This window comes from Luteibacter sp. 9135 (assembly GCF_000745005.1).
Taxonomy (GTDB): domain Bacteria; phylum Pseudomonadota; class Gammaproteobacteria; order Xanthomonadales; family Rhodanobacteraceae; genus Luteibacter.
This window is the reverse complement of record NZ_JQNB01000001.1, coordinates 3,633,758-3,648,026: the sequence shown is the minus strand read 5'-3', so window position 1 is coordinate 3,648,026 and position 14,269 is coordinate 3,633,758. Positions and strand designations below refer to the sequence as shown.

General features: G+C 59.9%; 16 protein-coding genes and 3 pseudogenes. 10 read left to right on the top strand and 9 right to left on the bottom strand.

Annotation, left to right across the window (positions count from 1 at the left end):
• Positions 1–79: 79 nt before the first annotated feature.
• Complete coding sequence (locus FA89_RS15335; RefSeq protein ID WP_036141849.1) at positions 80–610, bottom strand: hypothetical protein; 531 nt, start codon at positions 608–610, stop codon at positions 80–82.
• 84 nt (positions 611–694) lie between these two features.
• Positions 695–1,036: a hypothetical protein gene (locus tag FA89_RS15330; protein WP_036141847.1), complete on the bottom strand. Its 342-nt coding sequence runs from the start codon at positions 1,034–1,036 to the stop codon at positions 695–697.
• A gap of 143 nt (positions 1,037–1,179) precedes the next feature.
• Here FA89_RS15330 and FA89_RS20970 point away from each other — a divergent pair, with 143 nt between their 5' ends.
• The 3 genes and pseudogenes from FA89_RS20970 to FA89_RS20680 all read left to right on the top strand — a co-directional run.
• Positions 1,180–1,476 carry a helix-turn-helix domain-containing protein gene (locus tag FA89_RS20970; RefSeq protein WP_051938849.1) on the top strand — a complete coding sequence of 99 codons (297 nt, stop codon included), beginning with the start codon at positions 1,180–1,182 and terminating at the stop codon, positions 1,474–1,476.
• 42 nt (positions 1,477–1,518) lie between these two features.
• Entirely contained in the window at positions 1,519–2,571 is a 1,053-nt protein-coding gene (locus FA89_RS19865) for a DUF4365 and DUF1817 domain-containing protein (RefSeq protein WP_081916657.1), read from the top strand.
• 251 nt (positions 2,572–2,822) lie between these two features.
• Positions 2,823–3,104: pseudogene (locus FA89_RS20680) on the top strand (DDE-type integrase/transposase/recombinase); the annotation flags it as partial.
• 8 nt (positions 3,105–3,112) lie between these two features.
• Here the strand turns inward: FA89_RS20680 and FA89_RS15315 are convergent.
• The 3 genes and pseudogenes from FA89_RS15315 to FA89_RS20965 form a co-directional block, all read right to left on the bottom strand.
• Positions 3,113–3,931: a DODA-type extradiol aromatic ring-opening family dioxygenase gene (locus FA89_RS15315; protein ID WP_036141842.1), complete on the bottom strand. Its 819-nt coding sequence runs from the start codon at positions 3,929–3,931 to the stop codon at positions 3,113–3,115.
• Positions 3,932–3,965: 34 nt separating this feature from the next.
• Complete coding sequence (locus FA89_RS20675) at positions 3,966–4,400, bottom strand: DoxX family protein (protein WP_036141839.1); 435 nt, start codon at positions 4,398–4,400, stop codon at positions 3,966–3,968.
• 151 nt (positions 4,401–4,551) lie between these two features.
• A pseudogene (locus FA89_RS20965) lies at positions 4,552–5,058 on the bottom strand (FMN-dependent NADH-azoreductase); the annotation flags it as partial.
• Positions 5,059–5,193: 135 nt separating this feature from the next.
• On the opposite strand from FA89_RS20965, the gene FA89_RS20960 reads away from it, so the two are divergent.
• Positions 5,194–5,595: a winged helix-turn-helix transcriptional regulator gene (locus tag FA89_RS20960; protein ID WP_036144541.1), complete on the top strand. Its 402-nt coding sequence runs from the start codon at positions 5,194–5,196 to the stop codon at positions 5,593–5,595.
• Here the strand turns inward: FA89_RS20960 and FA89_RS20495 are convergent.
• Positions 5,592–5,765, bottom strand: a complete 174-nt coding sequence (locus FA89_RS20495) for a hypothetical protein (protein WP_221174320.1) — start codon at positions 5,763–5,765, stop codon at positions 5,592–5,594. The genes FA89_RS20960 and FA89_RS20495 overlap by 4 nt on opposite strands.
• 36 nt (positions 5,766–5,801) lie before the next feature.
• Between FA89_RS20495 and FA89_RS15300 the strand changes: the two genes are divergently transcribed.
• The 3 genes and pseudogenes from FA89_RS15300 to FA89_RS20955 all read left to right on the top strand — a co-directional run.
• On the top strand, positions 5,802–6,107 hold the full coding sequence (locus FA89_RS15300; RefSeq protein ID WP_036141838.1) for a transposase: 306 nt from the start codon (positions 5,802–5,804) through the stop codon (positions 6,105–6,107).
• Positions 6,098–6,967 (top strand): IS3 family transposase, encoded by an 870-nt coding sequence (locus FA89_RS15295; RefSeq protein ID WP_185754524.1) that lies wholly within the window; start codon positions 6,098–6,100, stop codon positions 6,965–6,967. The genes FA89_RS15300 and FA89_RS15295 overlap by 10 nt, the downstream gene beginning before the upstream one ends.
• Positions 6,968–7,132: 165 nt before the next feature.
• Positions 7,133–7,240: pseudogene (locus FA89_RS20955) on the top strand (IS3 family transposase); the annotation flags it as partial.
• 129 nt (positions 7,241–7,369) lie between these two features.
• On the opposite strand, the gene FA89_RS15290 reads toward FA89_RS20955, so the two are convergent.
• A complete protein-coding gene (locus FA89_RS15290; RefSeq protein WP_036141832.1) occupies positions 7,370–7,801 on the bottom strand; it encodes a winged helix-turn-helix transcriptional regulator in 432 nt (143 codons plus the stop codon).
• A gap of 97 nt (positions 7,802–7,898) precedes the next feature.
• Here FA89_RS15290 and FA89_RS15285 point away from each other — a divergent pair, with 97 nt between their 5' ends.
• Positions 7,899–8,840, top strand: a complete 942-nt coding sequence (locus FA89_RS15285; protein WP_036141829.1) for an aromatic alcohol reductase — start codon at positions 7,899–7,901, stop codon at positions 8,838–8,840.
• 188 nt (positions 8,841–9,028) lie between these two features.
• Positions 9,029–9,250 (top strand): hypothetical protein, encoded by a 222-nt coding sequence (locus FA89_RS20490; protein ID WP_221174319.1) that lies wholly within the window; start codon positions 9,029–9,031, stop codon positions 9,248–9,250.
• 83 nt (positions 9,251–9,333) lie between these two features.
• On the opposite strand, the gene FA89_RS15280 is transcribed toward FA89_RS20490, so the two are convergent.
• Complete coding sequence (locus FA89_RS15280) at positions 9,334–9,951, bottom strand: TetR/AcrR family transcriptional regulator (protein WP_036141826.1); 618 nt, start codon at positions 9,949–9,951, stop codon at positions 9,334–9,336.
• 85 nt (positions 9,952–10,036) lie between these two features.
• Here FA89_RS15280 and FA89_RS15275 point away from each other — a divergent pair, with 85 nt between their 5' ends.
• Positions 10,037–11,269 carry an MFS transporter gene (locus tag FA89_RS15275; RefSeq protein WP_036141823.1) on the top strand — a complete coding sequence of 411 codons (1,233 nt, stop codon included), beginning with the start codon at positions 10,037–10,039 and terminating at the stop codon, positions 11,267–11,269.
• A gap of 217 nt (positions 11,270–11,486) precedes the next feature.
• On the opposite strand, the gene FA89_RS15270 is transcribed toward FA89_RS15275, so the two are convergent.
• Entirely contained in the window at positions 11,487–14,066 is a 2,580-nt protein-coding gene (locus tag FA89_RS15270; protein ID WP_081916655.1) for a TonB-dependent receptor, read from the bottom strand.
• Between the last annotated feature and the right edge of the window lie 203 nt (positions 14,067–14,269).

The following is a 14,269-nucleotide window of genomic DNA, read 5'->3' as shown; positions in this document are numbered from 1 at the left end:
AATGGAGGGTTATGACAACCGTGGCGGTCATTTCAGGCCTCTCGAACGTCACGGGGCCATTCGGCGGATGGCCGCACCCCTAGCTACGAAGAAACGCACTTAGTCGGGCAAACCACTCCTGCGCTTCCGCGGCATTCTTGGGCGCGCCCCATACCGTGTCCGGATGCCGGTTGAACTTGGCTGTGACGGTGGGCAGGTCAAGTGACGTCAACCGCAGCTCGATGGCGTTCCTGGCTTTATATTGTCCGTTCGCCACATAGCGATGAATCCATTCCTGCACCTCACTCTTGCGCACGATGACTTCTTTGCCGCTGATGTCGCGCACCCAAAGCTGCCCCGAGTGTTCGTTGAGGGCAAGATGGTCGTGAGCGTGGGTCGCGTCAAACGGCAACCTTTGCTTCAACCTGGGCGTTGCCAAATCGACGCCAGTGCTAATGACGGCCCCGACACCGGCAAGGTTCAGTAGCCCGGCAAGACCGACAAGCCCCGTGAGGACGGCAACGACACCAATGCCGGTGCCGAGCAGTGCGCCGCCGGCCCAGAGCGACGGGGAACGACGAGTGGCGACAATGGCGACGAGGGTCGCCATAAGCAAGAGAATTCCAATCATTGACGGCGGCTCCTTGGCCAACGAACTCGTTATGTGCGCCTCGCCGACGCATGTTTCGCGTTGCCGAACGGCGGTCGTCGTTCTTCAGCGCGACTGCATGGCGGTGTGTGACTCCAAGACGCCATGGCGGTCGAACACCAGGCTCAATGCTTGCATCGTGGGGTGGTTGGTCGCCCCAGCGAACGGGACGTAGTCGCGCACGGACGCCCTACTCTCGCTGCTCGAATACAGCCACATGACCGAGCCATCGCCACGGTCTTGGACGGTCTCGGGCTCGCCCAGGGCAGAGCGGACGTCGGCCTGAGTGGTCTTGCCGTCGGCGAAGTGGCTTGCGGCCTCCGCGTTGAAGGGGCGGCCAGTGGTCGTGGCGCAAGCCATCAAGGCAAGGCACAAAGTAAGGATGGCGGCGCGCAAAATGGTGGACATGGATGGGTAACTCCCTCTGTGATGGGCCTTTCGGCCCGATGCGGCCGTTTTCACGGCGACCGCTCCCGCTGGGCGTAAGATATCCCGATATGGGATGAAAATGTGAAAGGGGGATAAATAGGCGCGCTGGCTACGGTGTGCGCATGCCAAAGCGGACCCCCAAACCATCGTCGACCCATCGGCCTGAGCACGCGGTCCTGACCGGGCTGTTGCGGGAGCTTCGCTTGGCCGCCGGACTCACGCAGACCCAAGCCGCAGAAGCCCTTGGGTTGACACAGACCAGCCTTAGCGACCTCGAGACGGGCGACAGGGGTTTGGAGATGTTGGTCGTCCGCGACCTCGTGCGGATTTACGGTGCCGACTGGCTCGCATTCGTTGGCGAGCTGGAGCGTAGGCTGGCAGCCGGAGCCACCCCGGCATCGGCACTTATTACGCGATAGATTGCGAAACGCCTAACGTGGCAGCGAACAGGGAGCGATTGCATGACCGACGATTTTCCTAAATTCTCGCGAAGCGCAAAGCTAGGCGAGAAGGGTGTAAGCATTGTTTCGAAGGTCGTCAACGACGATTTTGGATGGATATTTCGACGAAACCCCCAAGAGCACGATTTTGGTATCGACGGGCAGATCGACATCGTTACTCCTGATGGTTCCGTTACAGGCCAGGTGCTGGCTGTGCAAATCAAATGCGGAAAGTCTTTCCTGGACGAGCGAAACCAGTGGGGATACGTCTACAGGGGTGAGCAGAAACACCTAAATTATTTGGCCAACTACCCTTTGCCGGTAATAGTCATCATTTGCGACCCCGAATCCGGAGAGGCTTTTTGGGAACTGTTCCAGGCGACGGCAGCGGAACCTACGGGCAAAGCTTGGAAAATTATGGTTCCCTTCTCCAATAAGCTTGGTGCCTCGAAAGAGGCCTTGTTGAACATCGTTGGCCCGGTTCGGGACGCTGCCAAAGAACTCGCTGATTATTGGGCACTCAACAAGATGTTGAAGCAGTCCGATATTATTTTCTATGCGCTGGATGCCGAGGATGTCCGAACATTAGAAGTTGACGCTCCTCGGGCTTTTTTTGATCGTTTGCGCAGCACTAGAGAAATCGCCGCCGATAGTCAAAGTAAAGTGGAGATCTTCTTTTCTGGCTACGACAACGACAGTAGGGAGCTTTTCGAAATTCCCGAGGTTCGTGCGTATGTCGCAAAGCTGGACCACGTTCTAGGTGACCTTTTCTTCTTTGTGCGCACCGCGCAGCCGACTCATACGCTCATAACATTCGCTCTGTGTCAGACCTCGGCGACCGTCATTGCAACAAATGCCGATAGGCGAAGCAAGAAGGTCAGCTTCGAGCCGCGACCTTTCGCTGATTTCATCCACCGCCATTGCGGGCCGTTGAATGAGCTTACGGAATGGATAAATATGCCAGAGGAGAAAGAAAAGGAACTTTTCTTTGACGTTGTTGATTGCCTCAAAGTGCCCGAAGCAAACGCAGCGGCAGGCCGAAGGCAACCGAAGAAGCGTAAGCGCAAATCCTAGGCGCGCCCTTGTCGAGCCTCTGGCCGCCTCATGCCGCGCGTGCAGCGGCGAAACGGCCCGCGGTGTTGGCAACGTATTTCTGTCCTGCTACGTTCCGCCCTGGACACTTCCCCTAGGCACTCAACCGCGGGCAGTCGCCACCGAAAAAGGCTTGTTTTGCAGGGTAGGGTGGAGCGTCGTACGGTCTCCCACTCTCTCCGCCAGCATAAGCCAAGCAACTGATACGCAAGGACTTTCCTTGCGATGACACGCTTTGGGGCATGGACTTCGTCAGCGATGCGCTATTCGATGGTCGTCGTTTTCGATTACTGACGGTGATTGACCATTTCACTGACGAATGCCTGGACATCGTGGTGGATCAATCGCTGCGTGGTGAACATGTGGCCGAAGCGATGACGCGCCTGATCGCTCAACGCGGCAAGCCGGCGGCCATCAAAGTGGATAACGGCAGTGAGTTCGCAGGGAAGGTCATGGATCGATGGGCGTACGAAAACGGGGTGGAACTGGATTTCTCACGCCGCGGCACGCCTACCTGTATCGATTACGACGATCCTGCATCATCCCCAAACGCGAAGCACGAAATAACCTTCGTCCCAATCCGATCGCTGAACACACGTGCACCGATGTCGGCGCCTGCGGCTCCAGCAGCAACCATCAGGGGGATCAGGTGTTCCTCGCGGGGATGGCAGAGCCTTGCCGATGGTGCTTGGGTCCATTCCGCCAGCCGCGCATTGCGCTCAGCCGGCTTGGCTTCGACGGTCTGGGTCAACCAGGTATCGAAGCGTGTGGAATGTTCTGTGTCGCTGCTGAAGAACCCACGTAAATCGTGGTAGCTGGACCCACTGCCGATGATCAGCACGCCTTCCTCGCGCAGTGGTTCCAGTGCTTGTCCGATGACGATATGTTCTCCCGCGGAGAGGTCGTTTCGCATCGACAACATGACCACCGGGATCTGTGCCTGTGGGTCGACAAATAGCATCGGAACGAATACACCATGATCGAAGGCGCGGTCGACGTTCTCGGTATGCGCAATCCCCGCTTCATCGAGCAATTGCCCTATGCGCCGAGCAATCTCGGGCGCCCCTGGCGCGCGATAGCTCAGTTGGTAGGTGTGTTCCGGAAAGCCGTAGTAATCGAACAGCATGCCCGGTGCCGGCGACGTACTGACCGTGGGCACGGATTCTTCCCAATGCCCGGAGATCACCAAGATCGCCTTCGGTCGCTCGTTCAAGGTATCGAGCAGGCCGAAGTAATAGTCGCGCAGCTTGTCAAAGCCGTGCGGCCCGATCGGCTTGGGCATCGTCATCCAGAAGCACGGACCGGCACCGTGCGAGATAAAGAGCGTTGGTTGCTTAGTCATGACGTGGAATGTTTTCTCGACCTAGAGCCCGCTTTCAACTGCGGGAAGCGATGGGCGCCTTGCGCGCACGGCCCCACAGGACGAATATCGACAACGCCAGCAGCACTGCGTTGAGCGGCAGTACGGCGAATTCACCCCGCGAGATATGGAAGATGCTGGCGAAGACCTGCAGGACCGTGCAGCCCAGCGCAGCCCATACCGTCAGGCGCGGAAGAATTCGGATCAATGCTGGCAGCAGGATGCCGATGCCGCCTGCCAGATCGATCACGCCGATGACGCGAACGAAGGCCTCGGGCACGGCACCCGTCCATGGCCACATGGCCGAGAGCGGCCCGATTGGGGTCGTGAGCTTGGTGAATCCGGCGAAGCAGAACAGAAGCGTTACGAGCACTTGTGCGATCCACAGGCCGATACGCAGTGCTTTGCCGGCATTCGGCGGCGCTGGCTGAGACTGTGCGATTGAAGACATCGAGATAATCCTTTGTTGGTTTCGTTAAAAGTTCTGATTCGCTATGCGCTACTAGATCGCAGCGACCTCTGCCAGGGCATCGTCGATAGCCCTGCTGCGTGACTTCCGGACCATAAGCGACACCTTCTACGCGGACAACGGTGACATTGGTCAGCCCGATGAAGCTCAGCAACTGCTTGAGGTAGGGTTCCTGGAAGTCCGCGGCCTGAGCAGGTCCCTCGGAGTACTTTCCGCCACGCGCTTCGACTACGAACACGCGCTTGCCCTTGAGCAGACCTTCCGCGCCGGTAGCGGCGTAGCTGAAGGTCAGGCCGGGACGAGCCACGTGGTCGTACCAGGCCTTGAGCGACGAGGAGATGCCGAAGTTGATCATCGGCGACGCGATCACCAAGGTCTCTGCGGCGACCAGTTCCTGGACCAGTTCGTCCGACAATGCCACGGCTGCCTGCTGCTCGGACGTGCGCTGCTCGGCGGGCAAGGTGCGGCCACTGACATACCCGGCACCGATGTGAGGTATGGCCTGGGCCCCAAGGTCACGCTCGATGACGCTCGCGTCCGGACGTTGAGTGTGCAGGTGTTCGGCCAGCTTCCTGGCGACACGGGTGGATACGGAGTCCTTCCTGTTCTGGCTGGACAGAAGCAAGAGGATGTTAGTCATGGTCTAGAGTCCAAAGATGTCGAACTTGCTCGGCGGGAACCGCGTAGCCACAGGACACAAAAGAAAGTAGGTTCTCTTTTGTTCCTTGAGCTAGACTCTAGGCTCGATCTGAAGGCGGCACAAGAAGGCACATTCATGTTACCGAGTCACATCGCATTGCTCGACGTCCCCGACCTGCTCGACCGGAGCACCTGTCCGTCTGTGCGGGAAATCCTCAACCGCGTGGGAGACAAGTGGAGTCTTTACATCGTGACGGCGTTGCATGGAGGGCCGCAGCGTTTCAACGAGATCAAACGCCAGGTCAGCGGCATTTCGCAACGCATGCTGACCTTGACGCTGCGGGGGCTCGAGCGCGACGGGCTGCTGACGCGGACGATGTATCCGACAATTCCGCCCCGCGTGGAATACGAACTGACAGAACTGGGCCGTACGCTCCTCATACCGATCGCCACGATTCTCGATTGGGCGCTGGAGAACAAAGGAAAGATTGAGCGCGAGCGAGCGGCATTCGACCGTACTAAGGGAAGCTTCGACTAGGTCACATCTTCGGTCGGGCTCACGATACGCATTGGTCGCGTCCCGATCTTCGCGCTGGTGACCTCATCAATAGCTACCGCCCTGATTTCGGTTCCGGTTTGCGCATCGAGGAATCGGGTCAGTTCACCGCCCTTGCGGTGTTTGTGAGCTTGCCCGGATTTGATGGACACCCATCGTGAGCCGTAAGGTTCGTTCAGAGGTGTCCCATGTCAAAAAGAATTCGTCGTCAGTTCACACCTGATTTCAAGGCCGGCGCGGTTGCCCTGGTCCTTGAGCGAGGTCAGCCGGTGTCTCGGGTATGCCGTGACCTGGATCTGGTCGAGAGTGTCTTCAGGCGCTGGATCGAGAAGGCTCAAGCCGGTTCTGGAGCGCCTTCGCGATCGACCCCCGCCGTTCCGCTGACGGCCGAGCAGGCCGAGATACAGCAGCTTCGACGCGAGAACGAGATCCTGCGGATGGAGCGTGACATCCTAAAAAAAACGACGGCGTTTTTCGCCAAGGAATCGAGCTGAGATGCCGGTTTATCGAAGCGGAGAGCGCGTCGTACTCCATCGTGGTCCTCTGCCGGCTGCTCGAGGTGGGTCGCAACAGCTTCTATGCCTGGCGGCATCGCCAAAAGCATCCGAGCCCCCGCGTGCTTCGTGACCGCCAGCACCTGGCGCAGCTGAAGCAGTTGCATGAGCGCAGCCGAGGGCTTTACGGCAGTCCCCGGCTATGGCATCTGGCTCGTGAGCAGGGGCTGAGCCTGGGGCGCCATGCGACCGCCCGCTTGATGCGTCAGGGCGGTCTCGTCGGGCGCAGCTGGCGTACAAGCCAGGCATCACGACGGGCCGCCACGGTGGCCGCGGTGGCCGATAACCATGTTGATCGATGCTTCACCACGGCCGCCCCTGATCAGGTCTGGGTAACGGACATGACCCAGTTCGCCACGCAACAGGGTCCAATGTATCTGGCCGTCGTGATCGATCTGTACGCCCGGCGAGTGATTGGCCACGCAACGGCTGCGACGATGCATACCGACTTGCCCTTGCAGGCTTTGCGCATGGCCGTAGGCCAGCGCGGTTCGGCGCAGGGAGTGCTCCATCACTCCGACCAGGGCAGTCAGTACACGAGCGCGGCCTATCAGGCCGAACTCGCTCGACTGGGTATGCGGGTGAGCATGAGCCGGCGTGGCGAGTGTTGGGACAACGCGGTGGCCGAGAGCTTCTTCAGCACATTGAAGTGCGAGATCGCAGCCCCACGCCGCTACGCCTCGATCGAGGAGGCACGCCACGTGATTTTTGCATACATCGAAGTGTTTTATAACCGGCAGCGCTTACACTCGACCAACGGCTATCGATCGCCTGCGGCGACCGAAGCTGCTATCCCATAACTTGAGTGTCCATTAAACCGGGGCAAGCTCATTTTGCCTGATTGAATCGGTAACGATCCGTGGCAGGTGGTCGTCGAAACAGCCGACCTCTCAGCGTAAGGTTGCGACCTTCCCGTGCTTTGATATCGCGCAGCCAGTTCCCGTTCGCTCAGTCTGATGTGCTCGATGGACCGCCTGGCCGCCACTTCGGTCCTGCCGAAGATCATTCGCAGCGATAACGGAAAGAATTTCTGTAGCAAGGGCATGGACGCATGGGCACACGAGCGCAGCGTATAGCTGTGCCTGATCGAGCTTGGCAAGCCGAACCACTCGACGGGTTGACTCCCGCTACTTACCCGAACAGTTACTTAATCTCGAATCAAGTCGGACGGCTACTGAAAGCGGGGTGCATCGGCCAGGGCGTCAACGTCCAGGAATTTGCCAAGGCGGCATTGATCCATCCTGGCTGTCAAAGGCCGCACGGGCTTCACGGACGGCATCAGCGTTTTCGACCACCCAGGTCCAGATGGGCGACATCCGGACCAGTAGCCCCATGCCCAGGGGTGTCAACTCGTATTCCACACGGGGCGGGACCTCACCATGCTCATGCCGGCGGACCAAGCCATCGCGCTCCATGGCGCGCAAGGTCTTGGTCAGCATGCGCTGGGTCACTCCGGTCATCTGTCTCCTGATCGCCGCGTGGCGCATCCTGCCGTTCACGCCCAGGGCGTGGAGGATGCCTAATGCCCAGCGGCTGCCTGCGTGGGTGAGCACCTCCCGTCTGATGCCGTCCTCGTCGTCCCCCAGGGTCCGGCACACCGCCTCGGCGTCGTAGAGAGTTTGTTCATCGGTCATCTTTCTCTCCTGGGATCACGCGTGTGCCTTCTTACGAGGCGTCGCAAATCGTGAAAGCATTTGTGCATCTTAACAAGCACAGGTCTCCATCATCCCGATGAGCGACATCAAATCCCTGCCTCCCCAATCCATCCTAGTCCTTGGCGCTGGTGAGCTTGGCTTCCCGGTGCTACGCAACCTCGCAGAGGTCGCCAAGCGGGCGCCCGGGTCCACTGTCAGCGTCCTTCTGCGAGCTTCGACCATCCACACCAGCGACACTGGGAAAAAGTCGGAGATTGACGAACTCCGAGGGCTAGGCATCCAGATGGTCGCCGCCGACCTCGTCAATGACACGGTTGATCAGCTCGCGGCGGTTTTCTCCCGCTTTGACACCGTCGTCGGTTGCGCCGGCATGGTCGCGGGCCCGGAGACGCCCATGAAGCTCGCCACGGCTGCCCTTAAATCTGGGATAAAGCGCTATTTTCCGTGGCAGTTTGGCGTGGACTTCGAAGTCATTGGTAGGGACAGCCCGCAGGACCTGTTTGATGCTCAGCTCGATGTGCGCGAGCTGCTCCGCTCCCAGGACAAGACCGAGTGGGTGATCATCTCGACAGGCATGTTCACCAGCTTTTTGTTCGAGCCCGTGTTTGGGGTGGTTGACTTCGCGCATGACACGGTCAACGCCCTCGGTAGTCCTGAGACCAGCGTGACCCTCACTACGCCCGACGATATCGGCGTGCTAACGGCAGAAATTGTTTTTTTTGAGCCCCGGTTCCGGAACGAGATTATTTACCTGTCGGGTGACACCCTGACTTACGGGGAGGTCGCGGGTATCTTGGAGCGTGTGCTGGGCCGTCCCTTCACGCAAAACGTCTGGACGTTGCCCCACCTGATGGATGAGCTGGCGAAGGATCCCACTCACCACATCAAGAAATATCGAGCCGTATTTGCTCAGGGAAGAGGGGTGGCCTGGCCGAAGGCGGGAACGTTCAACGCAACGCATTCCATCCCGGTGATCACAGCCGAAGCGTGGGCTCGTGAACACCTCGCGAGTAAGTGAGAAACGACACGCTGCCGGGTTCGGAAGAAATCGGTGGCCTCTGCGCGCGATACATCGCCGATGGCGATCCCGGCTTGCGTTGCTTACGGACGTGTTTGCCCGCCTCGGGTCAGCCGTGCGGTCGCACCAGATACAGGATCGCTTATAGGTGATCATGTACAAGTTCAGGTTTCAAGAATGCTCTGAATGTGTTGCATCTGGTATTTACGATCGTCATGGCGGGATGTGGTATCGCCAGTTGGCGCATCTACTTCCGTTACCAGAAATCCTTTGGACCGAATGTTTCGGCGTTCGCCATGATGCAGCAACTTCGCAAAGCGAAGAACCCTGATGGGACGTGGTTCTTGGTCGAATCGGTGGTCGGAATCGCCGCTGGATTGGGTTTATTCGTTCTCCTCTTTATACGTTAAGGAATGACGCTTGGGCACCTCCGTCAAGGTCATCCTGGTAACAATCGAGAATGCCTCAACGGTAAGGATCCTGCGCGGCACGATCACTTGCTCGGCGAGACGGACGAAAAGCTCCGCAAAACCATATCGACCACCCCCAGCAACTGCTCCCGGCTAGCGCCGGCCGCAGCCTGTACAGCTATGCCATTCGACGTGGTCGTGACAAGCTTCGCCACCTGCTCAGGCAAAAGATCCGGCGGCAGATCGCCTTCATCCCTGGCTCGCTCGAAGCGAGCGCGCAGACGGACCTCGGCAGCGGCGAGGCGATCGATCAGGGACTGGCGAATCGGTAGCGCATCATCGCTGCATGCGAGTGCACCATTGATCACCATGCAGCCACGTGGCGTGGCTTCTCCCGTCAAGGTATGCGCATTACCGCGCAACAGATGCTCCACCACGCCGCGCGCCGTGGGTTCCTCGAGCGCGGCGTCGAGCAGGGGATCGTGGATGACGCCGTACCGTTCGAGCGCGAGCCGGAAAAGGTTTTCCTTGTTGCCGAACACGGCGTACATGCTGGGCCGGTTCATGCCCATGGCTTCGGTCAACTCGGGTAGCGAGCTGCCTTCGTAGCCCTTCTGCCAGAACACCTTCATGGCGTTATCGAGGGCGGTATCCGCATCGAAGGTTCGCGGCCGTCCCGTTTTTCGAGTGGGATCTTTCATACCGATCGATAAAAAATGATTGACAGAAGAGGTTGAGGTCTAGATTATTACCGATCAGTAAGAAATTCAACTTCCTAAGAATCCCATGAAAAATCATACCGATATGCCTCGTCCGGTGGGCGAGGCGCAGCCGTCCTCCGCTGTCCATCACTCCCCCTGGCCAGGCGTGATTTCGATCGCGATCGGCGCGTTTGCGCTGGTGACGACGGAATTCCTCCCTGTCGGCCTGCTACCGGCCATTGCCGCCGAACTGGGTGTGACGGAAGGCGTGGCCGGCATGATGGTCACGGGGCCGGGCCTGGTCGCGGCATTGGCGGCTGTCCTGGTGACCGTGGGCATCGGCAAGACAGACCGCCGCTACGTGCTATGGGGTCTGACCGCCACGATGCTCGTGTCGAATCTGATCGTCGCGCTTTCGCATTCGTTCCCATGGGTGCTCGCCGGCCGCGCGCTGCTCGGCATCGGTGTGGGTGGATTCTGGGCACTTGGACCGGCGCTGAGCACGCGACTCGCGCCGGGATCGGAAGCGAGGGCACTCTCGATCGTCTTCGCGGGTGTCTCCCTCGGAACGGTGGCTGGCGTTCCCGCGGGCGCGCTGCTTGGCGATCTCTTCGGGTGGCGTAGCGCCTTCGAGGCTGGCGGTGTGGTTGCGGTGCTGGTGCTGCTGACGCAAATGCGGTTGCTGCCCTCGCTACCGGCGAAGCAGAGCGTGACCTTCAACCACCTGCCTCAGCTACTGCGCGTGCCGAAAGCACGGCTGGGCATCTACATCACGGTGCTCGTCTTCACGGGCCAGTTCGCCGCTTACACGTACATCACGCCGTTCCTTGCCCAGGTGACCCTGCTCAACCCGAAGACCATCAGCACGCTGCTTCTGGTCTATGGCGCGGCTGGCCTGGCGGGCAACGTCATCGGCGGCAAGATCCTTTCCCGCAGCGTACGGGCGGGCCTGATCACCACCGGCGTTCTGCTGGGCGTGTCGATGCTGGGCCTGCCGTTACTGGGTTACGGCTTGCCTGGTGCGTCGCTGTCGATCGCGGTGTGGGGCGTGGCCTTCGGCATGATGCCGATGTCGGTACAGACCTGGATCTTCCAGGCGGCGCCGGATGCCATGGAAAGCGGTGGCGCCGTGTTCGTCTCGACCGTGCAGATTGCACTGGCCAGCGGCGCGCTCATCGGCGGCGTGGCCGTCGATCACCTGGGCGTGTCGAGCGCCATGGTGGTTGGCGGCATACTGGCGCTGCTCATGGCGGCGACAGCGGCACGCTGGGCACATGACGGTACCCAGCCTGTGGGCAAGCTGCAGGCGGCGCATTGACCGAACCGCCTCTACGCTTGCGTGCGACCCGCTCAAATCACGCATCAGTGCATCGATTTCGTCCGGTGACGGGCGTGGAGTCAAATGCCAGGCGGACCGCCAGCACGGACTGCGTCACTAGGAAAACCATGCACTACATTTATCCAGAGGAGGGGGCGGCTGGTCGCCCCCTCCTTTTTTTCTGAAAGCACGCGTGGCGCGCGCACTGAGCCTCGCTTCAGAATTGGGCCGAGACCGTCAGCACGGCGGTGCGAGGGGCGCCGATGTAATAGTAGCCGGGCGTGGAGTCGTCGCCGAGCGTTGCCAGGTAACGCTTGTCGGTGAAGTTGGTAACGGCGAGGCTGAAGTCCATCGATTTCAGCCAGGAACCCAAGGCGTGCTTTCCGGCAAGATCCCAGTGGTAGCCGACGTTTGCATCGAAGACGGTGTAGGGATTCATCTTCTCGCTGTTATCCAGGGTGCCATACCGATCACCTACGTACTTGGCGGAAACTCCGGCGTGAAAGTTATCGTTGTGATAAGTCAGGCCCACGCCGAGCATGCGTCCCGGCTGGCCCGTGACCTTGTTGCCCTTTTCTGTGCCGTTGATACTTTGCAGGTAGGTGGAATGGTTGAGCGTCGCCGAGACGTAAAGATCGAGCGCCTTGGGGACGATGCTCCAGTTGAGCAGTCCTTCAATGCCCTTGGATTCGATGCCGCCGACGTTGATGTAGGTTCCCTCGGTGCCCACGGTGTAATTGATGCGGGTGTACTCGGACTCAGGCGTGATCTCGTTGATCTGATTGGCGAAGCGGACGTGGTAGAGGGCGATGCTGGCCTGCAACCTATCGGTCTGGTAGCGATAACCGAGGTCGATGTTTGACGACGTCTCCGGCTTCACTGAGCGGATGTCGGTGCCGTCGTCGGCCGCCTGTACGACGCTGTCCGAGGGAGGTGCGTAGTTCTTGGTATAGCTGGCATAGACCTGCGAATGCGGATCGATGTGCCAGACGGCGCCGGCCGACGGCAGGATGTCGGAATTGAAATCCTTCTCGGCAAAACGGTTGCCAGCGATGAGGTCGTCGCCGGAGATGTTCACGAGGTACTTGCTCACGCCGAGGGACACGTCGATCGGACCCAGTGTCAGGTTGTCTTGAAGAAAGAGCTTGCGCGTATCCGTCTTCAGTTTGTCGTCGAACTGCAGGAAATAGGGCTTTCCCGCGTAATGCCACGAGGCCGCCGTATCGAGCACGGCGTACCACTTGCGTCCGGCCTGGCGGTCCTGGTCTTCCAGCCAGGTGCCGGCATACAGATGGTTGCCGCCGATATCCCAATGGCCGTTCAGCAGGAACCCGTATCGGTTGTTCTTGTAGGTGCTCGCACGGAAGCTGTTGATCGGGTTTGAACCGGCGGGATAGCAACTGGCGTCGTAGGGATTGGCGCAACCTTTGGGTTGGGCCAAGGCGGTGCCCTCCGGGCAACGATAATACGCGTCCACGAAGTCGGCGCCCTCGGCGGGATACCGATTTACCAGCCCGCCGTCCGCATCGCTCGCATAGAGCTGATAGGGAGGCATCCAACCGCCGTAGCCTTCCTGGAAATGGTAGTACGGATAAAAGCTGACATCTGCATCGTCATTGACCTGGTAGTCGAACTTGATGCCAGCTAGCCCATTCTTGCGCTTGGTGTTCCATGCATTGACGTATTGCTGATCGGTGTTGGGGTCTCCCGTCCAGCGGGTCGTCAAGAAGTCGTAATTCGGATCGTCGTTAAACTGCGCCTTGGTGACGCTGTTGTAGTTGTTTTCGTAACTGTTGTCCCACGACACACGCGAAGTGATCGTCAGGCGATCGGTGGCGTATGTGACCAGCTTGGCGTCCACGTGGTCGCGGCTGGTATGCCCATTGTCCGCCTGGCCATGGCCGATCCAGCGGTCGTTATGCGTGCTGGAGTAGCTGATATAGCCATAGGTACTGCCGCCGAACAGAGCGCCCGTGTCATAGCGCGCGAACGTGCGCTTCGCGTTCCACTGACCGATCGACTCATCGACCCGTACGCCGGCTACCTTGGCGGGGTCGTTGGACACGTAACTCAGGGTGCCTCCCAGCGCCTGCAGGGACGGCGAGCCGATGTCGGCCGTGCCTTGCGACACGCTTGCCGCGCCCAAATTCTCGCTGTCCAGGAAGCGGTTCGGCTTCGAGCCACCGCCATAGCCGGCGGATCCGTTCGGCAGGCCGTCGATGGTGAAGCCCAACTGGTCCTGGGTAAAACCGCGCAACGTGATACCCGTGGAGTAGTCGTCGCTGTCGAACACGCCACCCTGGGTAATGTTTACGCCAGGTGCCATGTTGACCGCGTCGGTGACGCTGCTGAGCGGTGGCTCGAACTTCAGGACATCCTTCGGGATCTGGGTGTTGGTGAAACCTACGGCCTTGCCCGTGACCTGGACGGTGTCCAACTGGCTGGCCTTCGGTCCTTCGTGGTCGTTCGCCGGCTTCGGCGGGGCGGCATCGCCGTGATCTTCCTGCGACACCTGCGGTGTGACGTCGCTGCTCAACGGCTCGGTAGCCATGGCGAGCGTCGGCGTGGTCGTGGCGAGCAAAAGGAGACCGATGTGTCCTCGATGGATGAATTTCATGCGTGAGGCCTTTGGTATGTCTAAACGACCGGTGCGATCGGCCTGAAACAAGTGATGGACGGGCGGCGGCCGCTCGGACGAGGGGCCGCGGCGCGAACTATGACGGCCCGATGTGTCAATTCGTGGACATTGGGCAAGTTGGGTAGTCAAGCGGGGCCGCGGCATCATGGGCATGCGCATGGCGTGGCCTTAACCCGTGAAAAGTGCCTTGCGGATCTGTCGTGCTCCAGGCCAGCGGACACATCCGTCCGCCATGCGGCCGGCTCGGTCCACACCGGGCGGTCAAGAGGTTTTCGGAACGTCGGGTCTGCCGACAGATCGATGCGGCACGCGCCGCGTTCGACGAACGTGTCGCCGAAGAGGTCCTATCAAGGGAGCAGGCA

Coding starts and splice junctions, on each gene's coding strand:
- FA89_RS15335 (WP_036141849.1), bottom strand. CDS start 610: ATGATTGGAATTCTCTTGCTTATGGCGACCCTCGTCGCCATTGTCGCC.
- FA89_RS15330 (WP_036141847.1), bottom strand. CDS start 1,036: ATGTCCACCATTTTGCGCGCCGCCATCCTTACTTTGTGCCTTGCCTTG.
- FA89_RS20970 (WP_051938849.1), top strand. CDS start 1,180: ATGCCAAAGCGGACCCCCAAACCATCGTCGACCCATCGGCCTGAGCAC.
- FA89_RS19865 (WP_081916657.1), top strand. CDS start 1,519: ATGACCGACGATTTTCCTAAATTCTCGCGAAGCGCAAAGCTAGGCGAG.
- FA89_RS15315 (WP_036141842.1), bottom strand. CDS start 3,931: ATGACTAAGCAACCAACGCTCTTTATCTCGCACGGTGCCGGTCCGTGC.
- FA89_RS20675 (WP_036141839.1), bottom strand. CDS start 4,400: ATGTCTTCAATCGCACAGTCTCAGCCAGCGCCGCCGAATGCCGGCAAA.
- FA89_RS20960 (WP_036144541.1), top strand. CDS start 5,194: ATGTTACCGAGTCACATCGCATTGCTCGACGTCCCCGACCTGCTCGAC.
- FA89_RS15300 (WP_036141838.1), top strand. CDS start 5,802: ATGTCAAAAAGAATTCGTCGTCAGTTCACACCTGATTTCAAGGCCGGC.
- FA89_RS15290 (WP_036141832.1), bottom strand. CDS start 7,801: ATGACCGATGAACAAACTCTCTACGACGCCGAGGCGGTGTGCCGGACC.
- FA89_RS15285 (WP_036141829.1), top strand. CDS start 7,899: ATGAGCGACATCAAATCCCTGCCTCCCCAATCCATCCTAGTCCTTGGC.
- FA89_RS15280 (WP_036141826.1), bottom strand. CDS start 9,951: ATGAAAGATCCCACTCGAAAAACGGGACGGCCGCGAACCTTCGATGCG.
- FA89_RS15275 (WP_036141823.1), top strand. CDS start 10,037: ATGAAAAATCATACCGATATGCCTCGTCCGGTGGGCGAGGCGCAGCCG.
- FA89_RS15270 (WP_081916655.1), bottom strand. CDS start 14,066: ATGCGCATGCCCATGATGCCGCGGCCCCGCTTGACTACCCAACTTGCC.